Genomic DNA, 19,966 nt, shown 5'->3' on the forward strand with positions numbered 1-19,966 from the left:
GCGTGTATGTGGCCGTGAAGGGCGGCGAGCGCGCGATCAGCGCCGCCCATGCCTGGCTGGAAGAGACTCGCCGCGGCGATCCCGCCGTGCCGGAACTCTCCGTCGCGCAGATCGAGCAGCAGATGCCGCTGGCGGTGGACCGGGTGATGGCGGAAGGCTCCTGCCATGACCGCTTCCTCGCCGCGCTCGCCATCAAGCAGGCCAAGGGCGACCTGATCGAGGCCGCCTTCCTGCTGCGCGCCTACCGCACCACCCTGCCCCGCTTCGGCGCCTCCGAGCCGCTGGACACCGCGAGAATGCGCCTGCGCCGGCGTATCAGCGCGACCTACAAGGACCTGCCCGGCGGCCAGGTGCTGGGGCCGACCTTCGACTACACGCATCGGCTGCTCGATTTCGCGCTGGCGGCGGAGGGCGAGCCGCGCGCGAGCGCGCCGGAAGGCAGCGCGCCCGTGGGCGAGGCGCCGCGCGTGACCGAATTGCTGACCCGCGAAGGGCTGATGCAGCGCGAGCAGGCCGGCGATGCCGAGCCGGGCGACCTGACGCGCCAGCCCCTCTCTTTCCCCGCCGCGCGCGACGCGCGGCTGCAGAACCTCGCGCGCGGCGACGAGGGGTTCCTGCTCGCCCTCGGCTATTCCACGCAGCGCGGCTACGGCAATGCGCATCCCTTCGTGGGGGAGATCCGTCTCGGGCATGTGACGGTGGAGTTCACCCCGCCCGAACTCGGCTTCCCGGTCGAACTCGGCGAGATCGGCATCACCGAATGCCAGATGGTCAACCAGTTCAAGGGCAGCCGGACCGAGCCCGCGCAGTTCACCCGCGGCTACGGCCTGGTGTTCGGGCATGGGGAACGACGGGCCATGGCGATGGCGCTGGTTGACCGCGCACTGCGCGCGCAGGAGCTCGGTGAGGACATCACCGCGCCCGCGCAGGACGCCGAGTTCGTCCTTTACCACTCCGACAACATCGAGGCGACCGGCTTCGTCGAGCACCTGAAACTGCCGCACTACGTGGATTTCCAGTCCGAACTCGAGAACCTGCGCACCATCCGCCGCGCCGCGGAAGCCGCGCTGCCGGAGGCCGCGGAATGAGCACGATGGAAGGCTACAACTTCGCCTATCTCGACGAGGCGACGAAGCGGATGATCCGCCGCGCCATCCTCAAGGCTGTGGCGATCCCGGGCCACCAGATTCCCTTCGGCGCGCGCGAGATGCCCCTGCCCTATGGCTGGGGCACGGGCGGCATCCAGGTCACGGCCTCGATCCTCGGCCCGCAGGATACGCTGAAGGTCATCGACCAGGGCTCGGACGACACCACCAACGCCATCTCGATCCGCCGCTTCTTCCGACGCGTCGCCGGCGTGGCGACGACCGAGCACACGGCCGAGGCCAGCATCATCCAGACGCGCCACCGCATCCCCGAGCGGCCACTGCGGGAGGACCAGATCATCGTCTACCAGGTCCCGCAGCCCGAGCCGCTGTTCAGGCTGGAACCGCGCCGGGCGGAGACGAAGCGCCTGCATGCGCTCGCCGATTACGGGCTGATGCATGTGCGGCTCTATGAGGACATCGCGCGGCTCGGCCACATCGCCAAGGCCTACGACTATCCGGTGATGGTGAACGGGCGCTACCTGATGTCGCCTTCCCCCATCCCCGCCTTCGACAACCCGAAGATGGACCGGATGCCGGCCCTGCAGTTGTTCGGCGCGGGGCGCGAGAAGCGCATCTACGCCATCCCGCCCTACACGGAGGTCCGCTCCCTGGACTTCGAGGACCATCCCTTCCGCCCCATCCGCGCGCCCCATGCCTGCGCGCTCTGCCGCAGCACCGACACCTACCTCGACGAGGTGATCACCGACGATGCGGGCGGACGGATCTTCGTCTGCTCCGACACCGATTTCTGCGCCGAGCGCCAGGCCGCCGCCGCACCGAAGGAGGCCGCGGAATGAGCGCGCCGCTGCTCGCCGCCGAGGGGTTGACGCTCCGCTTCGGCGCCATTCCCGCGCTGCTCGACGTCGCGATCGACATCGCCGAGGGCGAGGTCGTCGCCATCGTCGGGGAATCCGGCTCGGGCAAGACCACGCTGCTGCGCGTGCTGTCCGGCATGATAGCCCCGGATGCCGGCACGGTGCGCTGGCTCGGCCAGGACGTCCACGCCATGGGCGAGGCCGCGCGGCGGCGTCTGATGCGCACCGAATGGGGCTTCGTCCACCAGAACCCGCGCGACGGGCTGCGGCTCGCGGTCTCGGCGGGCGGCAATGTCGGGGAACGGCTGATGGCTGTCGGCGCGCGCCACTACGGCAAGATCCGCGCCGAGGCGCTGTCCTGGCTCGCCAGGGTCGAGATCGACGCCGCTCGCATCGACGACCTGCCGCGCACCTTCTCGGGCGGGATGCAGCAGCGGCTGCAGATCGCCCGCACCCTGGTGACGCGCCCGCGCCTCGTCTTCATGGACGAACCCACCGGGGGCCTCGACGTTTCCGTGCAGGCGCGGCTGCTCGACCTGATCCGCTCGCTCTCCCGCGAACTGGGCCTCGCCGTGCTCATCGTCACGCATGACATCGCTGCCGCACGCCTGCTCGCCGACCGCATCCTGGTGATGCGCCGCGGGCGTGTCGTGGAACAGGGCCTGACCGATCGCGTGCTGGACGACCCTCAGCATCCCTACACGCAACTGCTCGTCTCCTCGGTGCTCGCCGCATGATGCCCGCGCTCCGGACCGAGGGCCTTGCCAAGGCCTTCACGCTCCATCTGCAGGGCGGGACGCACATCCCCGTGCTGGAGGGCGTGGACCTTGCCGTGCATCCCGGCGAATGCGTGGCGCTGTGGGGGCCGTCAGGGGCCGGGAAATCCACGCTGATGCGCTGCCTCTACGGCAATTACGGCGCGGGCGCGGGGCGGATCCTGCTGCGGCATCGCGGCGCCGATCTGGACCTCGTCACGGCCGATCCGCGCCTGGTGATCGAGGCGCGGCGGGAGACGATCGGCTATGTCTCGCAATTCCTGCGCGTCATCCCGCGCGTCGCGACCCGCGACATCGTCGCCGAGCCGATGATCGCGCGCGGCGTGCCGAAGGATGACGCCCTGGCCAGCGCCACCGCGCTGCTGAACCGGCTGAACCTGCCCGAGCGCCTGCACGGCCTGCCGCCCGCCACCTTCTCGGGCGGCGAGCAGCAGCGGGTGAACCTTGCCCGCGGCTTCGCCCCCGGCTACCCGGTGCTGCTGCTCGACGAGCCCACGGCGAGCCTCGACGCCGCCAACCGCGCCATCGTGATTTCCCTGATCAACGAGGCCAAGGCACAGGGCGCCGCGATCGTCGGCATCTTCCACGATGCCGAGGTGCGCGAGGCCGTGGCCGACCGCCTGTTCGACGTGCTCCCCATCCAGGACGCCGCATGACCGCCGAGACCATCCTCACCAACGCCATCCTCGTCCTGCCGGAGGAGACGCTGCCCGGCACGCTGGTGATCCGCTCGGGCCGCATCGCCGAGACCCAGCCCGGCCGCAGCCATGCCGCCTCCGCGCGCGACCTCGAGGGCGACTACCTGATCCCCGGCGTGGTGGACGTGCACACCGACAACCTGGAGCGCCAGGTGCAGCCGCGGCAGAACGCGCGCTGGCCGTCGCGTTCGGCGATGATCGCCCATGACGCGCAATGCGCCGCGGCAGGCGTCACCACGGTGCTGGACGCGCTCTGCCTCGGCGATCTCGGCTTCGACCAGGGGCGCGGGCAGACCTTCCTTGACGGCGTGGCGGATCTCGATGCGCTCGCCGATACCGGCGTGCTGCGTTCCGAGCACTTCCTCCATCTGCGCTGCGAACTCCCCGCCGCTGACATGAAGCCCGCGATGGACCCGGTCGCCGACCATCCGCGCGTGCGCATGGTCAGCCTGATGGATCACTCGCCGGGCGTGGGCCAGTACCGCGACATCGAGCGCTACGTCGCGATGCGCCGGAAACAGACGCAAATGACTGTGGAGCAGGTTCAGGACCGCATCGCCTCCCTGCTCGACCAGCGCGCCCGCCTGCGCGAGCCGCAGCGTGCCTGGCTGCTCGACCGCATCCGCCACCGCGACCTGCCCATCGCCTCGCATGACGACGAGACGGCCGAGGATGTGCGCCGCAACCTCGCCGACGGCATCCGCATCAGCGAGTTCCCCGTCACCATGGTGGCGGCCGAGGCGGCGCGGGATGCGGGCGTCGAGGTGATCGCCGGCGCACCCAACATCGTCCGCGGCGGCAGCCATTCGGGCAATGTCGCCGCCGCCGACCTGGTGCGCGCCAAGGCCGCGGATGCCTTCGCCTCCGACTACGTGCCGGCCTCCATGGTCGAGGCCGCCTGGCGCGCGGTCGAGGAGGCGGGGATCACGCTGCCGCAGGCGGTCGCGATGATCACCGACCGCCCCGCGCGCATGTGCCGCCTCGATGACCGCGGCAGGCTCGCCCCGGGCCTGCGCGCGGATCTCGCGCAGATCCGCACGGTGGAGGACATTCCCGTCGTGCGCCGGGTCTGGCGCGAGGGCAGCCGCGTCGCATGAAGGTCCATCGCCTGGCCCTCTACTGGGCGCCGGAACCGGACGACCCGCTGCATGCCGCGGGCAGCGCGTGGCTCGGCCGCGATGCCGGCACGGGCGCGGCGCTGGCGCAGCCCGCACTGCCCGGCCACGACATCGCGGAGATCACCGCCGACCCGCGCGGCTACGGGCTGCACGCGACGCTGAAGCCGCCCTTCCGCCCGCTGCACGGCTACGCCGCCGCGCGCGATGCCGCCGCGGCGCTGGTCGCGCGCCTTGCGCCCTTCGACCTGCCGCCGCTCGCAGTCCATGACCTCGACGGCTTCCTGGCACTGCGCGAGACCATCCCCTGCCCGCCGCTTCACCGCTTCGCGGAAGCCTGCGTCGAGGCACTCGACGCGCATCGCGCGCCGCCAACCGAGGCCGAGATAGCCCGCCGCCGTCCCGAGCGCCTGACCGTCGCGCAGCGCATGAACCTCGAACGCTGGGGCTATCCCTATGTGTTCGGCGAATGGCGCTTCCACGTCACGCTGACGCGGCGGCTGACGGCGGAGGAGAAGGAGGCGGCGCTGCCCGCCGTCACCCGCTTCCTCGGCACCGCGCCGTCGCGCCCGCGCCGCGTCGCGGCCCTCTCGATCTTCGTGCAGCCCGGCCCGGGCGAGCCCTTCACCATCGCCGAACGCCTGCCGCTCGGCGGGTGAAGCGTCAGAGACAGGCCCGCAGCGCGGCCTCGACCTGCGCCGCGCCCTCCTCGGGCGTCGCGTCGTTCACCACCGTGACGACGTCAAGCCCAGCGGGCGCCACCGCCTCGCGCGCGAGGCGCCGTGCGATGTCCTCGGCGCTCTCCCGCCCCCGCGCCGCGAGTCGCGCGGCGAGCACCGCCGCCGGCGCCGTCACCATCAGCACGCGCAGCCGGTAGCGCGCCGCGGCCTCCGCCAGAACGCCGCGCGAGAGGTTCGCCACCACCACCCGCCGCGCCGCGAGATCAGCCTCGATGTCGCGCGGGATGCCATAGAAGAGCCCATGCGCGCCCCACCACAGTGCGAAGCGGCCGGCGGCGCGCTCCGCCTCGAAGGCCGCGACGTCGAGCGCGCGATGCGCCTCCCCGCCCGCCTCCGCCGGCCGCGTGATGGCGCGCTGGACGAAGCGGAAGCGCGCATCGCCGGCAAGCCGCGCGCGGGCAAGGCCCATCAGCGTGTCCTTGCCCGCGCCCGAAGGCCCCACCACCGCCACCAGCATCGCCCCTGCCCCTCGCGAGGATTGACGTGCCTCCTCTGCTGCGCGACGAGGCTCGAAGCAAGCCCGAGGAGCCGCGACCATGTCCGCCGTCTCGCCGGAAATGATCGGCTTCCCCGCCAAGGAACCACCCCGGATGTTCACCACCCGCCCCGAGATCATCGGCACCTTCGGCGCCGTCGCCTCCACCCACTGGCTCGCGAGCCAGGTCGGGATGGCGGTGCTGGAACGCGGCGGCAATGCGTTCGACGCGGCGGCGGCCGCGGGCTTCACGCTGCAGATCGTGGAGCCGCACCTGAACGGCCCCGGCGGCGACTGCCCCATCATCCTGCACAGCGCGCGGACCGGCACGCAGCAGGTCATCTGCGGCCAGGGCCCGGCGCCGGCGGGGCTGACGGTCGCGCATGTGCGGGATCATCTCGGCCTCGACATCATGCCCGGCACCGGGCTGCTGGCCACACCCGTGCCCGGGGCCTTCGACGCCTGGATGCTGATGCTGCGCGACCACGGCACCTGGTCCGTGCGCGAGGTGCTCTCCTTCGCGATCGCCTACGCACGTGACGGCGCGCCGATGGTCCCGCGCGTGAGAGCCACCATCGAGAGCGTCCGCCCGCTGTTCGAAGCCGAATGGCCGACTTCCGCCGCGCTCTGGCTGCGCAACGGCGGGCCGGAGCCGAACGGCCTCTATGCCAATCCGGCGCTGGCCGACACCTACGAGCGCGTGGTGCGCGAGGCCGAGGCCGCCGGCGGCAGCCGCGAGAAGCAGGTCGATGCCGCCCGCGCCGCCTGGTATCGCGGCTTCGTCGCGGAGGCCATCGGCCGCTTCTGCGCCGCGACCGAGGCGATGGACACCTCCGGCCGGCGCCACCGCGGCGTGCTGAGCGCCGAGGACATGGCGCGCTGGTCCGCCACCGTCGAGGCGCCGCTCGCCTTCGACTACAAGGGCCACACGGTGCTGAAGTGCGGCCCCTGGAGCCAGGGCCCGGCCATGCTGCAGACGCTCGCACTGATGGCAGGCTTCGATGTGGGCGCGATGGACCCGCTCGGCGCCGACTTCATCCATCATGTCGTCGAGGCGCAGAAGCTCGCCTTCGCGGACCGGGAGGCCTTCTACGGCGACCCGGACTTCGTGGACGTGCCGATGGCGACGCTGCTCTCGCCCGCCTACAACGACGCGCGCCGCGCGCTGATCGGCGATCGCGCCTCGCTCGAGTTCCGCCCCGGCAGCCCTGATGGCCGAATCCCGCGCACCGATTACGCCGCCGCCATCCGCCGCGCGCAGGATCTCGCGGCCGCGATGGGCTCGGGCGAGCCGACCGTCTCGCGCCTCGGCGCCTCGGGCGGCGACACCTGCCATGTCGATGTCATCGACAAGGACGGGAACATGGTCAGCGCGACGCCCTCGGCCGGCTGGCTGCAATCCTCCCCCGCCATTCCGGAACTCGGCTTCTGCCTCGGCTCCCGCTGCCAGATGTTCTGGCTGGAGGAGACGCTGCCCAACGGCCTCAAGCCGGGCAAGCGGCCGCGCACCACGCTCTCGCCCTCGATGGTGCTGAAGGACGGCAGGCCCTGGATGGCCTTCGGCACGCCGGGCGGCGAGCAGCAGGACCAGTGGCAGCCGATCATGCTGCTGCGCATGATCCACCACGGGCTGAACATCCAGCAGGCGATCGACATGCCCTCCTTCCATTCCGAGCACTGGATCAGCTCCTTCTGGCCGCGCGGCGCCAAGCCGGGGAAGGTGGTGATCGAGGGCCGCTACGCGCCGGAGGTGCTGGCGGACCTCATCGCCCGCGGCCATGCCGCCGAGATGGGCGGCGAATGGTCGGAAGGCCGGCTGACCGGCGTGCGGCGCGAGGCCGACGGCACCATCCGCGCCGGCGCCAACCCGCGTGGAATGCAGGGCTACGCGGTCGGGCGCTGATGCGCGTCCTGCTCGCCATCGCGCATTTCTACCGGCCCGAGGAGGGCTCGACCCATTCCTCGACCGATGCGCATCGGCGCGAGCAGCGCGCCGCGGCCCTGCGCGCCACCATCGACTCCTGGCGCGGGACGCTCGGCGCGACGACCACGCTGAACATCGAGCACAAGCGGTTCGAGCGCCTCCGCGGCGCGGTGGACGGGCTCGACATCGTCGTCCTGACCAACGGCACGGACCACCTGCTGGATGCGGAACATGCGAAGGCGCGCGGCGCGCGGCATGTCACCGTCCGGCTCGACAACCCGCGCATGCTGGGCTTCGCCGCGCGCCGGCTCTTCGCCGATGCCCGCAACGCCTACGACCTGTTCTGCTATTCCGAGGACGATCTCCGCCTCGCCGATCCGGGCTTCGTCGCCAAGATCGCCGCCTTCCAGGACGCCTTCGGCTGGCGGCGGCTGCTCATGCCCAACCGCTTCGAATGGAACCCGAAGGGCCCCACGCTGAAGACCTGGATCGACGGCGACCTGCGCCCCGGCGCCACCGAAGGCTGGCGCGCCCCGCTGCCCGACGAGGACTTCCTACGCCTCGGCCCCACCACCTTCCGCCGCGCGCTGAACCCGCACAGCGGCTTCCATGCCATCACCGCGGTGCAGCTCGCCCACTGGATGCGCCAGCCGCATTTCGCGGAGCACGATGTCGGCTTCGTCTCCCCGCTCGAAAGCGCGGCGACGCTCGGCGTCCTCAAGACCTTCGCGATCTACAAGCCCTTCGGTCCGGATGCGGGCTTCCTCGAACTCGAGCATCTCGACACGCGCTTCTCCTCCATGACCCTCCCGCGCGCCTGACATTGCGCGCGCCGCGCGCCGGGCCGAGACTGCGGACCGAGGGAGAAAGCGCCATGCAGATCACCGACGCGCAGGTCCATATCTGGGGCAGCGGCACGCCGAGCGGCGACCACCGCCAGACCTCCGTCTTCACGGTCGAGGAACTGCTCGCCGAGATGGACGAGGCCGGCGTGGACGCCGCCATCATCCACCCGCCCGTCTCCTGGGACCCGGACGCCAACGCCATCGCCGAGGCCGCCGCCGCGAAGCATCCCGACCGCTTCGCCATCCTCGGCCAGGTCCCGCTCGACACGCCCGAGACGAGCCGCCCGCTGCTCAAGGGCTGGCGCCAGCGCCCAGGCCAGTGCGGCCTGCGCTACCCGCTGGTGCGCGCCGACCAGCAATCCTGGCCCTTCGACGGCACGCTCGACTGGCTCTGGCCCGCCGCCGAGGAGGAGGGCCTGCCCGTCGCCACCATGGCTTGGCGCTTCCTGCCCGAGTTCGCCGCCATCGCCGAACGCCATCCGCGCCTGCGGCTGATCATCGACCATTGCGGCCTGATCCGGCACGAGAAGGGTCCGGCCGCCTTCGCCAACCTCGACGCCGTGACCGCGCTGGCGCGCTTCCCGAATGTCGCGCTCAAGGCCACCGGCGCGCCCGCCTATTCGCTGCAGCCCTATCCCTTCCGCGACATCCATGACGGGCTGCACCGCCTCTACGACGCCTTCGGGCCGGACCGCTTCTTCTGGGGCACCGACATCACCCGCATGCCCTGCACCTGGCGCCAGTGCATCACGCTGTTCACCGAGGAGCTGCCCTGGCTCCAGGGCCCGCAGATGGCGCGCGTCATGGGCGGGGCGATCCGTGACTGGATCGGCTGGAAGGCCTAGCCCGGCGGGCCGCCGCGCTTCCAGGTCAGCACCAGCACGTCCCTGCAGGAGGGCAGCGCGGGATCGGCCGGCGCCACCGGCGTCACGCCATGCTTCACCCGCGGGTCGTCCACCAGCGCGGTGTCGAGCGGATCGCGCAGCACGAACTGCGCGAGGCGGTTGCCGGCATCGTCCTCGATGACCGTCTCGCCGCCTTCGAGGTTGGTGCGCGCGATCATCGCGATCAGCACCACATCCACCCCGTCATGGTGGACGCCCTCGGGCGTCGGGTAGCCCGGGGCGCCGGCGGCGGCCTCGATGCGGAACTGGTGCGCCTCGACGAACCAGGGATGCGCGCCGTGCAGCGCCTCGGCCATGGCGCGGCCGAGGTCGAGCAGCCCGACCAGCGGCGCGCTCGCCGCCACCGCCTCCTCCATCGGCGCGAACCAGCGGTGCACCCCGCCGTTCAGGCTGTTGTGCACCACCGCCTGGAAGTGCGGACGGTGCGGCCCGCGCACATGCCCGGGCACGCCCGGCTCGGCGCTGAAATTGGCGATCCGCCGGCGGCGGTAGCGCCCGCCGTCGCGCATGAAGGCATCGGTCTCAAGCCGGTTCCAGGAGGCGAAGAAGGGCGCCAGCACCTCGGGCCGTCCGGCCTCGCCGAGCAGCCCCGCCATCACCGCGCCCGGCACGCGCGCGAAGCCGCGCGCGGCGAGTTCGGCCAGCGGTCCCGCGGGAACGGTCACGACCCGCCCCCTTCGCCGATCGGCGGCACCTCGCCGGTCATCCCGGCCAGCACCTCCGCGACATGGCGCACCTTCACCGGGCTGCCCTCGCGCTTCAGACGTCCGGCCATGTTCAGCAGGCAGCCCATGTCGCCCGCGAGCAGCGTGCCCGCGCCGGAGGCCTGGATGTCGCGGCACTTGTCGGCCACCATGCGGGTCGAGATCTCCGGATACTTCACGCAGAAGGTGCCGCCGAAGCCGCAGCAGATCTCGGGCTCGGCCATCTCGGTCAGGCGCAGCCCCTCGACGGTGGCGAGCAGCGCGCGCGGCTGCGCCTTCACCCCCATCTCCCGCAGGCCCGAGCAGGAATCGTGATAGGTCACGCTGTCCGCATAGCGGGCCGCAACGCGCTCCATCCCCATCACGTCGCGCAGGAAGGAGACGAGCTCGTGCGTCCGCCCGGCAAGCGCCTCGGCCCTGGCGCGATACTGCGGGTCGTCCTGGAACAGCGAGGGGTAGTGGTGCGCGATCATGCCCGCGCAGGAGCCGGAGGGGGCGACCACGTAATCGTAACCCTGGAACGCATCCACCACGGCGCGCGCGATGTCGCGGGCCGAGGCGCGGTCCCCCGAATTGTAGGCCGGCTGGCCGCAGCAGGTCTGCACCGGCGGCACCTCGACCAGGCAGCCCGCCCGTTCGAGCAGGCGGATCGCGGCGAACCCCACCGTCGGCCGGTAGAGATCCACGAGGCAGGTGACGAACAGCGCGACGCGGGGCTGGCCCTGGGACATGGCATGCAGAATAGGGAGCGCGGCGGCGTCCTGACAGCCCCCGCCGCGCGCCGGTCAGCCTTGCGGCGGGCTCAGTTCAGCCGCTGCCGCAACTCGGCCGCCAGCCCGCGGATCCGCGCCGCCGCCTCGCCCTCCGGCACCAGATCGAGGAAGCGGTCGAAGCAGAGCAGCGCCGCCCCGACGCGGTCGAGCCGCTGGTTCATCAGCGCCGCCTCCCGCCACAGCGCGGCCGCATCGGGGGCGAGGCGCAGCATGTCCTCGGTGCAGGCGAGCGCGCGGTCGAGCAGCCCCGCCCGCAGCCGCCGCAGCTTGATGTTGTTCTGCAGCCGCAGCAGCACCTCGCGCTTGCCCATCGGGCGCAGCAGGCCGGGGCGCAGTTCCGCCGCCGGCCCCTCGAAACGCTTGATCAGCGCGCGCAGGTCCGGGGCTTCCAGCGCTTCCCCGCCGCCGAACACGTCCACTACCACCTGCCCCTGCGGCCCTTCCAGCGCCACCAGGAAATGGCCCGGGAAGTCCACCCCATGCGCCGCCCAGCCTGCCGCCTCGGCGGCGTGGAGCCACAGGATGCCGAGCGCGACCGGGAGGCCGCGCCGGCGCTCCAGCACCCGGATCAGGTTGGCGTTGGCGAGGTCGTCATAGGTCTCGGCATCCCCCGCGAAGCCCAGGCTGCCGTGCAGCAGCCCCGCCAGCACCGCCCGGCGCCGCCCGGGATCGCCCTCATCCGCCGCCGCATCCGCCGCCGCCGCGGCGACCGCGGCGCGGGCGATCCCGCTGAGCTCGGCCGAGGCCGCGCGCCAATCGGCCTCCGGGGCGTCCACGCGGGCGAATTGCAGCGCGACCGCCGCGATGTCGAGCTCGGCATCGGGCAGGTGGCCGGCGGCATCGAGCGCCGCGCGCGCTTCCTCCAGGGGGTCGGCAGCCATGACGCCAGTCTCGCGGCGCCGCCGCGCCACGGCAAGCGAGGCGAGTCGCGCACGCCCTCAGCGCAGCAGCACCGGCAGGATGGCGTCGAGCCGCAGCAGCCCCTCCGCCGTCGCGGCCAGCCTGCCGTCGCGCCAGGCGAGGTAGCCCTCCTCGCGCAGCGCCTCGAGCATCGCGCCGTCCACCGCCTCGGCGAAGGGCAGACCCGCGCGGGCCTCGATGCGGGCGGGATCCACGCCCTCGGCCAGCCTCAGGCCCATCAGCAGCGCCTCGCGCGCGCGCTCGGCCGGGGCCAGGGCGACCTCCTCCACCGCGGCATGGCCGTCGCGCTCGACCCGCGCCGCCCATTCCTCGGGGGCCCGGTGCCGTCGCGCCGCCAGCATCCGCCCATCGAGGAGCACGCGCTGATGCGCGCCCGGTCCGATGCCGAGATAGTCGCCGTAGCGCCAATAGGCGAGGTTGTGCCGGCTCTCTGCGCCGGGCCTCGCGTAGTTGCTGACCTCGTAGGCCGCGAGGCCGAAGCGCGCCGCCTCCTCCGCCGTGGCCGTGTAGAGCCGCGCAGCCGCCTCGCCCTCCGGCAGCGCGAAGGCCCCGCGCGCATGCAGCGTCGCGAACTGCGTCCCCGGCTCGATGGTGAGCTGGTAGAGCGAGAGGTGATCCGCCGCGAGCGCCAGCGCCCGGCGCAGCTCCGCCCGCCAGGCCGCCTCCGCCTGACCCGGCCGCGCATAGATCAGGTCGAAGGAGAGCCGCGGGAAGATCGTCCGCGCCGCCTCCAGCGCGGCCACCGCCTGCGCGGCATCGTGCCGGCGGCCGAGGAAGCGCAGCGCCTCCTCCTCGAGCGACTGGACGCCGAGGCTCGCCCGGTTCACCCCCGCCTCGCGGAAGGCCTCGAGCCTCGCCGCCTCGACGCTGGTCGGATTGGCCTCCAGCGTGATCTCGATGTCGGGCGCGGCGTCGAACAGCGCTTGCGCGTCGCCGATCAGCGCGGCGACGGTCTCGGGGCTCATCAGCGACGGGGTGCCGCCGCCGAAGAAGATCGAGGCGAGCCTCCGCCGCCCCACCCGTCCGGCCTCGTGGGCCAGTTCCTGCCGCAGGGCGGCGCGGAAGCGCGCCTCGTCCACCCGGTCCCGCACATGCGAGTTGAAGTCGCAATAGGGGCACTTGGCGGCGCAGAAGGGCCAGTGGATGTAGAGGGCGATCGGCTCGGTCACGGCGCGCATATGGCGCGGCCGGCGCGCCCTGTCGAACCCGCGGAGGGCCCATGCCGCACATCACCGCGCTCCATGCCGGCCTGCTGACCGGCCTGTTCATCCTGCTGACCCTGCGCGTCTTCGCCGTGCGCGCGCCGAGCGGCGTCATGCTCGGCACCGGTGGCGACCGCAGGCTGGAACGCGCGGTGCGGGTGCATGGGAACTTCGCGGAATACGTGCCGCTGTTCCTGATCGGCCTCGCCCTGGCCGAGCTCTGCGGCGCGCCCGGCTGGGCGCTGCATGGCGCCGGGGCGGCCATGCTCGCCGGCCGCGTGCTGCATGCGCTGGGGATGGGGCGGGAGCCCGACATCGTGCCGCTGCGCGCCGCGGGCATCCTGCTGACGCTGCTCGCCCTTGCCGCGGCGGGCGGGCTCGCCTTCGTCGGCGCGGCGGGGTTGTGGTAGCCCCTCGCCCATGAGCGGATCCTCCGTCGAGCGCGTGCGCGCCGCCCTGCTGGCCGCGGGCCACCCCGACACCATCGCCGCCTTTCCCGAAGGCACCCGCAGCGCCGCCGACGCCGCCGCGGCGGTCGGCTGCGACGTGGCGCAGATTGCGAAATCCATCGTCTTCCGCGCCGGCGCGCGCGCCGTGCTGGTGATCGCCTCCGGCGCCAACCGCGTGGACATGGCCAAGGTCGCCGCCGCCATCGGCCAGCCGGTGAAGCGCGCCGAGGGCGGCTGGGTGCGGGATACGACAGGCTTCGCCATCGGCGGGGTCTCGCCCGTGGGGCATATCGCGCCGCCGATCATGCTGCTCGATGCCGACCTCCTGGCGCTCGACCCGGTCTGGGCGGCGGCCGGTTCTCCCCAACATGTCTTCCGCACCTCCCCGGCGGAACTGCTGCGCATCACCGGCGCGCGGCCAGCGGAGGTGAAGGAGGATACCTGATGCCCGCCACCGCCTTCTGGGCCGCGCTGCTCGCCCCGGTGCTCCTGTGGCTCTCGCTGCGGGTGATCGGCCGGCGCCGGCGCGGAGGCATCGCCATCGGCACGGGCGGCGACGCGGCGCTGGAACGCGCGATGCGCGCCCAGGCGAATTTCGCCGAATACGTCCCCTTCGCCCTGCTGCTGATGGCGCTGGCCGAGGCGGGCGGCACGCCGGGCTGGGCGATCCATCCCCTCGGCGCCGCGCTTCTGGGTGGGCGGGTCGCGCATGGCTGGGGAATCGCGCGCGAAGCCGAGGACTACCGCTTCCGCGTCGGCGGCATGATGGCGACCTTCTCCGTCATCGCGCTGGCCGCGCTGGCGGCGCTGCTTGCCGCCATCGCCTGAGGCGCGCGGCAGCGGAAGACCCGCCCGGCTTGGTCCGGCGGCCCGTCTGCACTACCGTCGAGGGCCTTGCATGGGAGACGCGCCGATGACCCTGACCGTCCAGCAGATGCTCGCCGCCGCCGAGGCCGTCGTGCCGCGCATCGCCGCCGAGGAAGCGAAGGCCCTGGTCGGGCGCGACGACGTGGTGTTCCTGGATGTGCGCGAGCCCAACGAGGTCGCGGCCTCGGGCAAGGTGCCCGGCGCGCTGACCATCCCGCGCGGCCTCGTCGAGTTCCGCGCCGACCCCGCCTCCCCGCTGCACGACGCGAACTTCGACCGCGCCAAGACCATCGTGGCCTATTGCGCCTCGGGCGGGCGCTCGGCGCTCGTGCTCAAGACCCTGCACGACATGGGCTACGCGAATGTCCGCAATCTCGGCGGCTTCAAGGCCTGGGTGGATGGCGGCGGCGAGATCGAGAAGGTCTGATCCGCACCGAAGGGCTACCGCCCCGAGGCGCAGAGACGCTCGAGCACCGTCGTGAGATCCATCGGGTCGTAGGGCTTGGGCAGCACCGGCACGTCGCGGTGCCCCTGCGGCAGCCCTGCCGCGCCGTAGCCCGTCGCGACGACGAAGGGCACGCCGCGCGCGGCGAGCGCATCGGCGACGGCGACCGAACTCTCCCCGGCGAGGTTGAGGTCGAGCACAGCCGCCGCGGGCCTCTCGGCGGCGAGCAGTTCGAGCGCCTGCGCGACGGTGCGCGCCGGGCCGATCACCTCGAAGCCGCCATCGAGCAGCGCATCCTCCACGAGCATGGCCACCAGCGCCTCGTCCTCGACGACAAGGATGCGACGCGGGCTCTGCTCGTTCGGCATGCGCTCATCTCCCCGGCACGACGCGACGACGATTCTCCTTCTATCACGCCGCCCGGCACGCCGCATCCTCGCGATGCCGCGCCCACGCCTCAGCGCCGCGCGAGGGCGAGCACGAGCGCGAGCGCGCCGATCCCGGCCACTGCCATCAGCATGATCGCGAGTCGCGGTCCGAGCCCATCCGCCAGCGCACCGACCACCAGCACGCCGATCGGGCCCATTCCGATGCACATCGTCGTCAGGCCGAGCACGCGCGAACGCGCCTCGACCGGAGCATGCGTCATCATCAGCCCGGTCTGCAGGCTCGCGAAGGCGGCGGTTCCGATGCCGCCGAACATCAGGAGCAGCACCGCGAGCCAGAGCGACGGCGCCATCGCCGCGACCGCGAGGACCACGAGGAATCCCATGGACCCGAAGGCGAAGACCGCCCCGCCCGGCTGCGGGCCGCGCCGCAGCGCGAGCGCGAGGCCCGCGAGCAGCGCACCGAGCGGCTCGGCCGCGGCGAGCAGGCCGACCTGCACCGGGCTTGCATCGAAGGCGATGGCGCCGAAGGCGGGCAGGATGCCGGCATAGGAGAAGCCGAAGACGTTCATCACGATCGTCACGCCGAGCACGAGGCGCAGCACCGGATGGGCGAGCGCGATGCGCGCGCCTTCCAGCACCTCGGCATGCAGCCGCCGCGGCACGAGCGCCCGGCGCGCCTGGCTGTGCGCGACGCCGGCCACCAGCCAGAGCGCGACGAGATAGAGCGCCGCGGCTATCGCGAAGGCGGCCGCGACGCCGACGGCCTGGTAGAAGAACCCGCCCGCGAGCGGGCCCACCATGCGCGTCGTGCTGTTCGTCATGCTGTCGAAGGCGACCGCCTGCACGATGCGCTGCGGCCCCGCCGCCTCGGCGACCATGCGCCGCCGCGTCGCCAGTTCGTTGGTCCAGACGAGCCCGCCCAGCATGCCGCTGAGGAACAGGTGCCACAGCGCCAGCATCCCCGTCGCGGCAAGCAGGGCGATCACCGCAGCGCCGGCCGCGGTCGCCGCCTGCCCCGCCATGAGCAGGCGCTTGCGGTCCATGCTCTCGGCGATGGCCCCGGACAGGCCGCCGACCAGGAGCATCGGCAGGGCGCGCGCCATCAGCACCAGCGAGACGGCGAAGGCCGAGCCCGTCAACTCGTAGGCGAAGAGGCCGCTGACCAGCATCTCCACCCAGCGCATCGCATTCGTCAGCCCGCCCGCGCCCCAGAGGCGCACATAGGTCGCGTCCGCGAGCAGCTCGCGGACCGGACTTCGGCCCGGATCGGCGGAGGGCGGGCTCAATACCCCGAATCGTCGAGGCGCAGCAGCGGGAAGGCGCTGTGCACATGCGGCAGGTTGGTCGGCATCGCGGGCGCGACGTATCCCGGGCCGAGCTCACCGACCGAGGTGACGCCGAGAAGCCCCAGCGCCGAGCGGAACTCGTTCTCCAGGATCTCGAGCATCCGCACCACGCCCGCCGCGCCATCGGCCGCGAGCGCGTAGCAGTAGAGCCGCCCGAGGCCCACGCATTCCGCACCCAGGCACAGCGCCTTCACGATGTCCGTCCCGCGCGAGAAGCCGCCATCCACCCAGACCCTGGCGCGGCCGGCCACCGCCTGGACCACTTCGGGCAGCACCTCGATCGAGCCGCGCCCGGCATCGAGCTGCCGCCCGCCATGGTTCGAGACATAGACGACCTCGACGCCGTGCTCGCAGGCGATCACCGCATCCTCCCCGGTGCCGATGCCCTTGAGGATGAGCGGGAAGTCGGGATGTGCGTCCTTGATGCGCTTCACGTCGTCCCAGTTCAGCGCGGCCTGATAGCGCTGCGCCTCGCCGGTCGCGCTCGCGCGCCAGGGCTTGGCGAAGCGGCGGGCGATGTCGCGCTCGCGCCGGGAATAGATCGCGGTGTCCACCGTCAGGCAGAAGGCGTCGTAGCCGTTGCCCCTGGCGCGGCGGATGCTGTCCTCGATGAAGGCGGCATCACCGCGGACATAGAGCTGGTAGATCTTCATCCCCGGGGTCGCCGCCGCGACCTCCTCGAGCCCCGGCTTCGAGACGGAGGAGAGCATGATCGGCACGCCGAAGCCCGAGGCCCCCTCGCCCGCCGTCACCGCGCCATGCGCGCCGACCGCCATGAACTCGAGCCCGCCGACCGGGGCGAGCAGCACCGGCAGGCGGATCCTGCGGCCGAACAGCGTCGAGGAGGTGTCGATCTCGCTCACGTCGCGCAGCACCCGCGGGCGCAGCGCGAGCGCATCGAGCCCCAAGCGGTTGCGGCGCATGGTGGCCTCGGTCTCCGTCGCGCCAACCAGGTAGTCCCAAAGATTCGCGTCGAGCCGGTTCTTCGCCGCCTTCACGAATTCATGCAGCACCAGGTACTTGTCCTGCAGCGCGGCGAGGGTCTCGGGGTTCACGGGCATGGCGGTCTCGTCCGGTGTCAAAGGAAGTCGCGGGTCCAGCGGTCGTATTCGGCCTCGCGCGTCACGGCCTTCATCAGCGCGGGCGGGGCGATGCCCTGGAGCGCCCCGGGCGGCGTGCCCTCGCGCAGCGCCTTCAGCGTGGCGTGGATGGCCGCGACGGCGGCGGCGAAGGGCTGGTGGCCCTGCAGCGCCACGCGCACGCCATGGGCGGCAAGGCGCGCCTTGTCGGCCATGCTCGCCGGCGTGCCGCCGAGGATGATGGGCAGCCCCCCCGCGGCGGCCTGGATCGCGGCCAACTGCTCCCAGTCGCTCACGCCGGTGAAGAACAGTGCATCGGCGCCGCAGGTCGCATAGGCGCGGGTCCGGCGCAGCGCCTCGTCGAGGTTCGCGAGGTTCAGCGCGCTGGTGCGCGCCACCACGACAAGGCCCGCATCCTCGCGCGCCGCCAGCGCCGCCCGCATCTTGCCCAGGCCCGCTTCCAGGCTCAGCAGCCCGGGCTCGCCGCCGCCATGGGCGCGGGGAAGGTCGGTGTCCTCGATGGTCAGCGCGGAGACGCCGGCGGTCTCTAGTTCCTGCACCGTGCGCATGACGTTCAGCGCATTGCCGTAGCCATGGTCGGCATCCACCAGCAGCGGCGGCGCGCCGGCGCGGCAGATGCGCCGCGCCTGCTCGGCGAACTCCGTGAGCGTCAACAGGATGATGTCGGGCGCGCCCAGGACGGTCAGCGAGGCGACGGAACCGGCGAACATCGCCGCCTCGAAGCCGAGATCCGCCGCGATGCGCCCGGCGATGGGATCGTGCACGGAGGCCGGGTGGATGCAGGCCCCGCCTGCCAGGATCGCGCGAAAATCCGCGCGGCGCTTCGCCGCACTCATGGAGATTCCATCCCTGGGGTTCCCGATATCGTCTGGCGCACTCTGCAACCGCGCGGCGGACCGGTCTAGGCTGCGCACGGACAGGGGAGTCATGCCCGATGAGCGAAGCGGTCGCCGAGCGCCTGTTGGCGCGCAAGGACGAGATCCTGGAACGGCTGAAGGCGCTCCTGCGCCTGCCCAGCGTGAGCACCGACCCGGCCTATGCCGAGGGGATGAGGGCGACGCGCGAATTCCTGATGGCGCGGCTGCGGGAGGGCGGGGTCGCGGATGTCCGACTGCTCGACGGCGGCGGGCAGCCGGCCATAACCGGTGCCTGGACGGGCGCCCCCGGCAAGCCGACCTTCATCATCTACGGCCACTATGACGTGCAGCCGCCCGATCCGCTGGAGTTGTGGAAGAGCCCGCCCTTCGAGCCCACGATCCGCGACGGCCGCATCTACGCGCGCGGCGCCTCCGACGTGAAGGGCTCGACGCTCATCGCGGTCGAGACGGTGATCGAGTTCATCAAGGCCGGCGGCTGCCCGGTCAACATCCGCTTCTTCCTCGAGGGCGAGGAGGAGATCGGCAGCCCCTCGCTGCCCGCCATCATCGAGCGGCATCCCGACGCGCTCGCGGGCGATGCCATGATCTCCGCCGATGGCGGCCGGGCGAGCACCACGGTGCCCACCATCAATGTCGGCTCCCGCGGCCTCACGGCGTTGCGCTTCAGCCTGCGCACGGCGTCGAAGGACATGCATTCGGGCCGCTATGGCGGCGCGGTGCGCAATGCGAACCACGAGATGGCGCGGCTCATCGCCTCCCTGCACGACGAGGCGGGGCGCATCGCCGTGCCGGGCTTCATGGACGACCTCGCCCCGATCGGGGATCGCGAGGCGGCGGATGCGGCCGCCCTGCCGGTGGACGAGGCCGCCTTCTACGGCGCGATCGGCGCCAAGCCCTACGGCACGCCGGAACGCAGCGTGCGCGAGCGCATCACGCTGCTGCCGACGATCGAGGTCAACGGCATGTGGGGCGGCTACACCGGCGCCGGGACCAAGACGGTGCTGCCCTGCGAGGCCCATGCGAAGCTCACCATGCGCCTCGGCCCGGGCATGGACCCCGCGCGCGCGCAGCGCGTGGTCCGCGAGCATCTGCTGGCGCGCGCGCCCGAGGGCGTCAGCCTGACCTTCGAAGCGGGCGGTCCCGGCACGCCGGCCTTCACGCTGGGCGAGGGGCACCCCCTGCTCGCGGCGGCGGAGAGCGTCATCCGCCGCACCACCAACCGCGCCCCGGTGCGCGCGCGGGCGGGCGGGACCATCCCGATCACGGCCATCTTCAAGGAGAGGCTCGGCATCGACACGCTGACCTTCGGCTTCGCCATGCCGGACGAGGACGTGCACGCGCCGAACGAGTTCTTCCGCCTCTCCTCGCTCGAGGAAGGGCTGCGGGCCTGGCCGCTGCTGCTGACGGAACTGGGCCGGCTCGACCCCGCGGCGCTGCGCCGGGCCTGAGCG

At 72.5% G+C, this 19,966-nt stretch carries 23 protein-coding genes; 14 read left to right on the plus strand and 9 right to left on the minus strand.

Going from position 1 to position 19,966, the window contains the following annotated elements; translation table 11 throughout:
• Window positions 1–2: 2 nt before the first annotated feature.
• The 6 genes from FHS88_RS10300 to FHS88_RS10325 are packed head-to-tail and all read left to right on the plus strand — an operon-like array spanning window position 3 to window position 5,211.
• Window positions 3–1,088 (plus strand): carbon-phosphorus lyase complex subunit PhnI, encoded by a 1,086-nt coding sequence (locus FHS88_RS10300; protein ID WP_184484248.1) that lies wholly within the window; start codon window positions 3–5, stop codon window positions 1,086–1,088.
• Window positions 1,085–1,945 (plus strand): alpha-D-ribose 1-methylphosphonate 5-phosphate C-P-lyase PhnJ, encoded by an 861-nt coding sequence (locus tag FHS88_RS10305; RefSeq protein ID WP_184484250.1) that lies wholly within the window; start codon window positions 1,085–1,087, stop codon window positions 1,943–1,945. The genes FHS88_RS10300 and FHS88_RS10305 overlap by 4 nt, the downstream gene beginning before the upstream one ends.
• Entirely contained in the window at window positions 1,942–2,700 is a 759-nt protein-coding gene (gene phnK / locus FHS88_RS10310; protein WP_184484252.1) for a phosphonate C-P lyase system protein PhnK, read from the plus strand. The genes FHS88_RS10305 and phnK overlap by 4 nt, the downstream gene beginning before the upstream one ends.
• Complete coding sequence (gene phnL, locus FHS88_RS10315; RefSeq protein ID WP_184484254.1) at window positions 2,697–3,395, plus strand: phosphonate C-P lyase system protein PhnL; 699 nt, start codon at window positions 2,697–2,699, stop codon at window positions 3,393–3,395. The genes phnK and phnL overlap by 4 nt, the downstream gene beginning before the upstream one ends.
• Entirely contained in the window at window positions 3,392–4,534 is a 1,143-nt protein-coding gene (locus FHS88_RS10320) for an alpha-D-ribose 1-methylphosphonate 5-triphosphate diphosphatase (RefSeq protein WP_184484256.1), read from the plus strand. The genes phnL and FHS88_RS10320 overlap by 4 nt, the downstream gene beginning before the upstream one ends.
• Window positions 4,531–5,211, plus strand: a complete 681-nt coding sequence (locus FHS88_RS10325; RefSeq protein ID WP_184484258.1) for a DUF1045 domain-containing protein — start codon at window positions 4,531–4,533, stop codon at window positions 5,209–5,211. The genes FHS88_RS10320 and FHS88_RS10325 overlap by 4 nt, the downstream gene beginning before the upstream one ends.
• Window positions 5,212–5,215: 4 nt before the next feature.
• Here FHS88_RS10325 and phnN read toward each other — a convergent pair whose 3' ends face one another.
• Window positions 5,216–5,749 carry a phosphonate metabolism protein/1,5-bisphosphokinase (PRPP-forming) PhnN gene (phnN, locus tag FHS88_RS10330; protein WP_184484260.1) on the minus strand — a complete coding sequence of 178 codons (534 nt, stop codon included), beginning with the start codon at window positions 5,747–5,749 and terminating at the stop codon, window positions 5,216–5,218.
• A gap of 79 nt (window positions 5,750–5,828) precedes the next feature.
• On the opposite strand from phnN, the gene FHS88_RS10335 reads away from it, so the two are divergent.
• From FHS88_RS10335 to FHS88_RS10345, 3 genes are read left to right on the plus strand one after another with little or no spacing between them, the layout of a single operon-like run.
• Entirely contained in the window at window positions 5,829–7,670 is a 1,842-nt protein-coding gene (locus FHS88_RS10335) for a gamma-glutamyltransferase family protein (protein WP_338146519.1), read from the plus strand.
• The gene (locus tag FHS88_RS10340) at window positions 7,670–8,512 is read left to right on the plus strand and encodes a hypothetical protein (RefSeq protein ID WP_184484262.1); all 843 of its coding nucleotides are present in this window, start codon (window positions 7,670–7,672) and stop codon (window positions 8,510–8,512) included. Before FHS88_RS10335 ends, FHS88_RS10340 begins: the two co-directional genes overlap by 1 nt.
• Before the next feature lie 53 nt (window positions 8,513–8,565).
• Window positions 8,566–9,381, plus strand: coding sequence for an amidohydrolase family protein (locus FHS88_RS10345; protein ID WP_184484264.1), 816 nt, complete (start codon window positions 8,566–8,568; stop codon window positions 9,379–9,381).
• Here FHS88_RS10345 and FHS88_RS10350 read toward each other — a convergent pair.
• From FHS88_RS10350 to hemW, 4 genes are all read right to left on the minus strand, one after another.
• Window positions 9,378–10,106 (minus strand): 2OG-Fe dioxygenase family protein, encoded by a 729-nt coding sequence (locus FHS88_RS10350; RefSeq protein ID WP_184484266.1) that lies wholly within the window; start codon window positions 10,104–10,106, stop codon window positions 9,378–9,380. The genes FHS88_RS10345 and FHS88_RS10350 overlap by 4 nt on opposite strands.
• A complete protein-coding gene (locus FHS88_RS10355) occupies window positions 10,103–10,876 on the minus strand; it encodes a (Fe-S)-binding protein (protein WP_184484268.1) in 774 nt (257 codons plus the stop codon). Before FHS88_RS10355 ends, FHS88_RS10350 begins: the two co-directional genes overlap by 4 nt.
• A 71-nt stretch (window positions 10,877–10,947) precedes the next feature.
• A complete protein-coding gene (locus FHS88_RS10360) occupies window positions 10,948–11,799 on the minus strand; it encodes a SirB1 family protein (RefSeq protein ID WP_184484270.1) in 852 nt (283 codons plus the stop codon).
• Window positions 11,800–11,856: 57 nt separating this feature from the next.
• The gene (gene hemW / locus FHS88_RS10365; RefSeq protein WP_408902381.1) at window positions 11,857–13,008 is read right to left on the minus strand and encodes a radical SAM family heme chaperone HemW; all 1,152 of its coding nucleotides are present in this window, start codon (window positions 13,006–13,008) and stop codon (window positions 11,857–11,859) included.
• Window positions 13,009–13,058: 50 nt separating this feature from the next.
• Here hemW and FHS88_RS10370 point away from each other — a divergent pair, with 50 nt between their 5' ends.
• From FHS88_RS10370 to FHS88_RS10385, 4 genes are all read left to right on the plus strand, one after another.
• A complete protein-coding gene (locus FHS88_RS10370) occupies window positions 13,059–13,451 on the plus strand; it encodes an MAPEG family protein (RefSeq protein ID WP_184484274.1) in 393 nt (130 codons plus the stop codon).
• 10 nt (window positions 13,452–13,461) lie between these two features.
• Entirely contained in the window at window positions 13,462–13,935 is a 474-nt protein-coding gene (locus FHS88_RS10375; protein ID WP_184484276.1) for a YbaK/EbsC family protein, read from the plus strand.
• Entirely contained in the window at window positions 13,935–14,318 is a 384-nt protein-coding gene (locus FHS88_RS10380; protein ID WP_184484278.1) for an MAPEG family protein, read from the plus strand. The genes FHS88_RS10375 and FHS88_RS10380 overlap by 1 nt, the downstream gene beginning before the upstream one ends.
• 85 nt (window positions 14,319–14,403) lie before the next feature.
• Window positions 14,404–14,784: a rhodanese-like domain-containing protein gene (locus tag FHS88_RS10385; protein WP_184484280.1), complete on the plus strand. Its 381-nt coding sequence runs from the start codon at window positions 14,404–14,406 to the stop codon at window positions 14,782–14,784.
• Window positions 14,785–14,798: 14 nt separating this feature from the next.
• Here the strand turns inward: FHS88_RS10385 and FHS88_RS10390 are convergent, their stop codons facing one another.
• The 4 genes from FHS88_RS10390 to FHS88_RS10405 all read right to left on the minus strand — a co-directional run bounded on the left by FHS88_RS10390 (window position 14,799) and on the right by FHS88_RS10405 (window position 18,473).
• Window positions 14,799–15,170 (minus strand): response regulator, encoded by a 372-nt coding sequence (locus FHS88_RS10390; protein WP_184484282.1) that lies wholly within the window; start codon window positions 15,168–15,170, stop codon window positions 14,799–14,801.
• Between the two features lie 89 nt (window positions 15,171–15,259).
• Window positions 15,260–16,477 carry an MFS transporter gene (locus FHS88_RS10395; RefSeq protein WP_184484284.1) on the minus strand — a complete coding sequence of 406 codons (1,218 nt, stop codon included), beginning with the start codon at window positions 16,475–16,477 and terminating at the stop codon, window positions 15,260–15,262.
• Entirely contained in the window at window positions 16,474–17,598 is a 1,125-nt protein-coding gene (locus FHS88_RS10400) for an alpha-hydroxy acid oxidase (protein WP_184484286.1), read from the minus strand. The genes FHS88_RS10395 and FHS88_RS10400 overlap by 4 nt, the downstream gene beginning before the upstream one ends.
• Window positions 17,599–17,615: 17 nt before the next feature.
• Entirely contained in the window at window positions 17,616–18,473 is an 858-nt protein-coding gene (locus FHS88_RS10405; protein WP_184484288.1) for an isocitrate lyase/PEP mutase family protein, read from the minus strand.
• Between the two features lie 98 nt (window positions 18,474–18,571).
• Between FHS88_RS10405 and FHS88_RS10410 the strand changes: the two genes are divergently transcribed.
• Complete coding sequence (locus FHS88_RS10410) at window positions 18,572–19,963, plus strand: M20/M25/M40 family metallo-hydrolase (RefSeq protein WP_184484290.1); 1,392 nt, start codon at window positions 18,572–18,574, stop codon at window positions 19,961–19,963.
• Window positions 19,964–19,966 lie beyond the last annotated feature (3 nt).

This window comes from Neoroseomonas alkaliterrae (genome assembly GCF_014199195.1).
Classification (GTDB): Bacteria; Pseudomonadota; Alphaproteobacteria; order Acetobacterales; family Acetobacteraceae; genus Neoroseomonas; species Neoroseomonas alkaliterrae.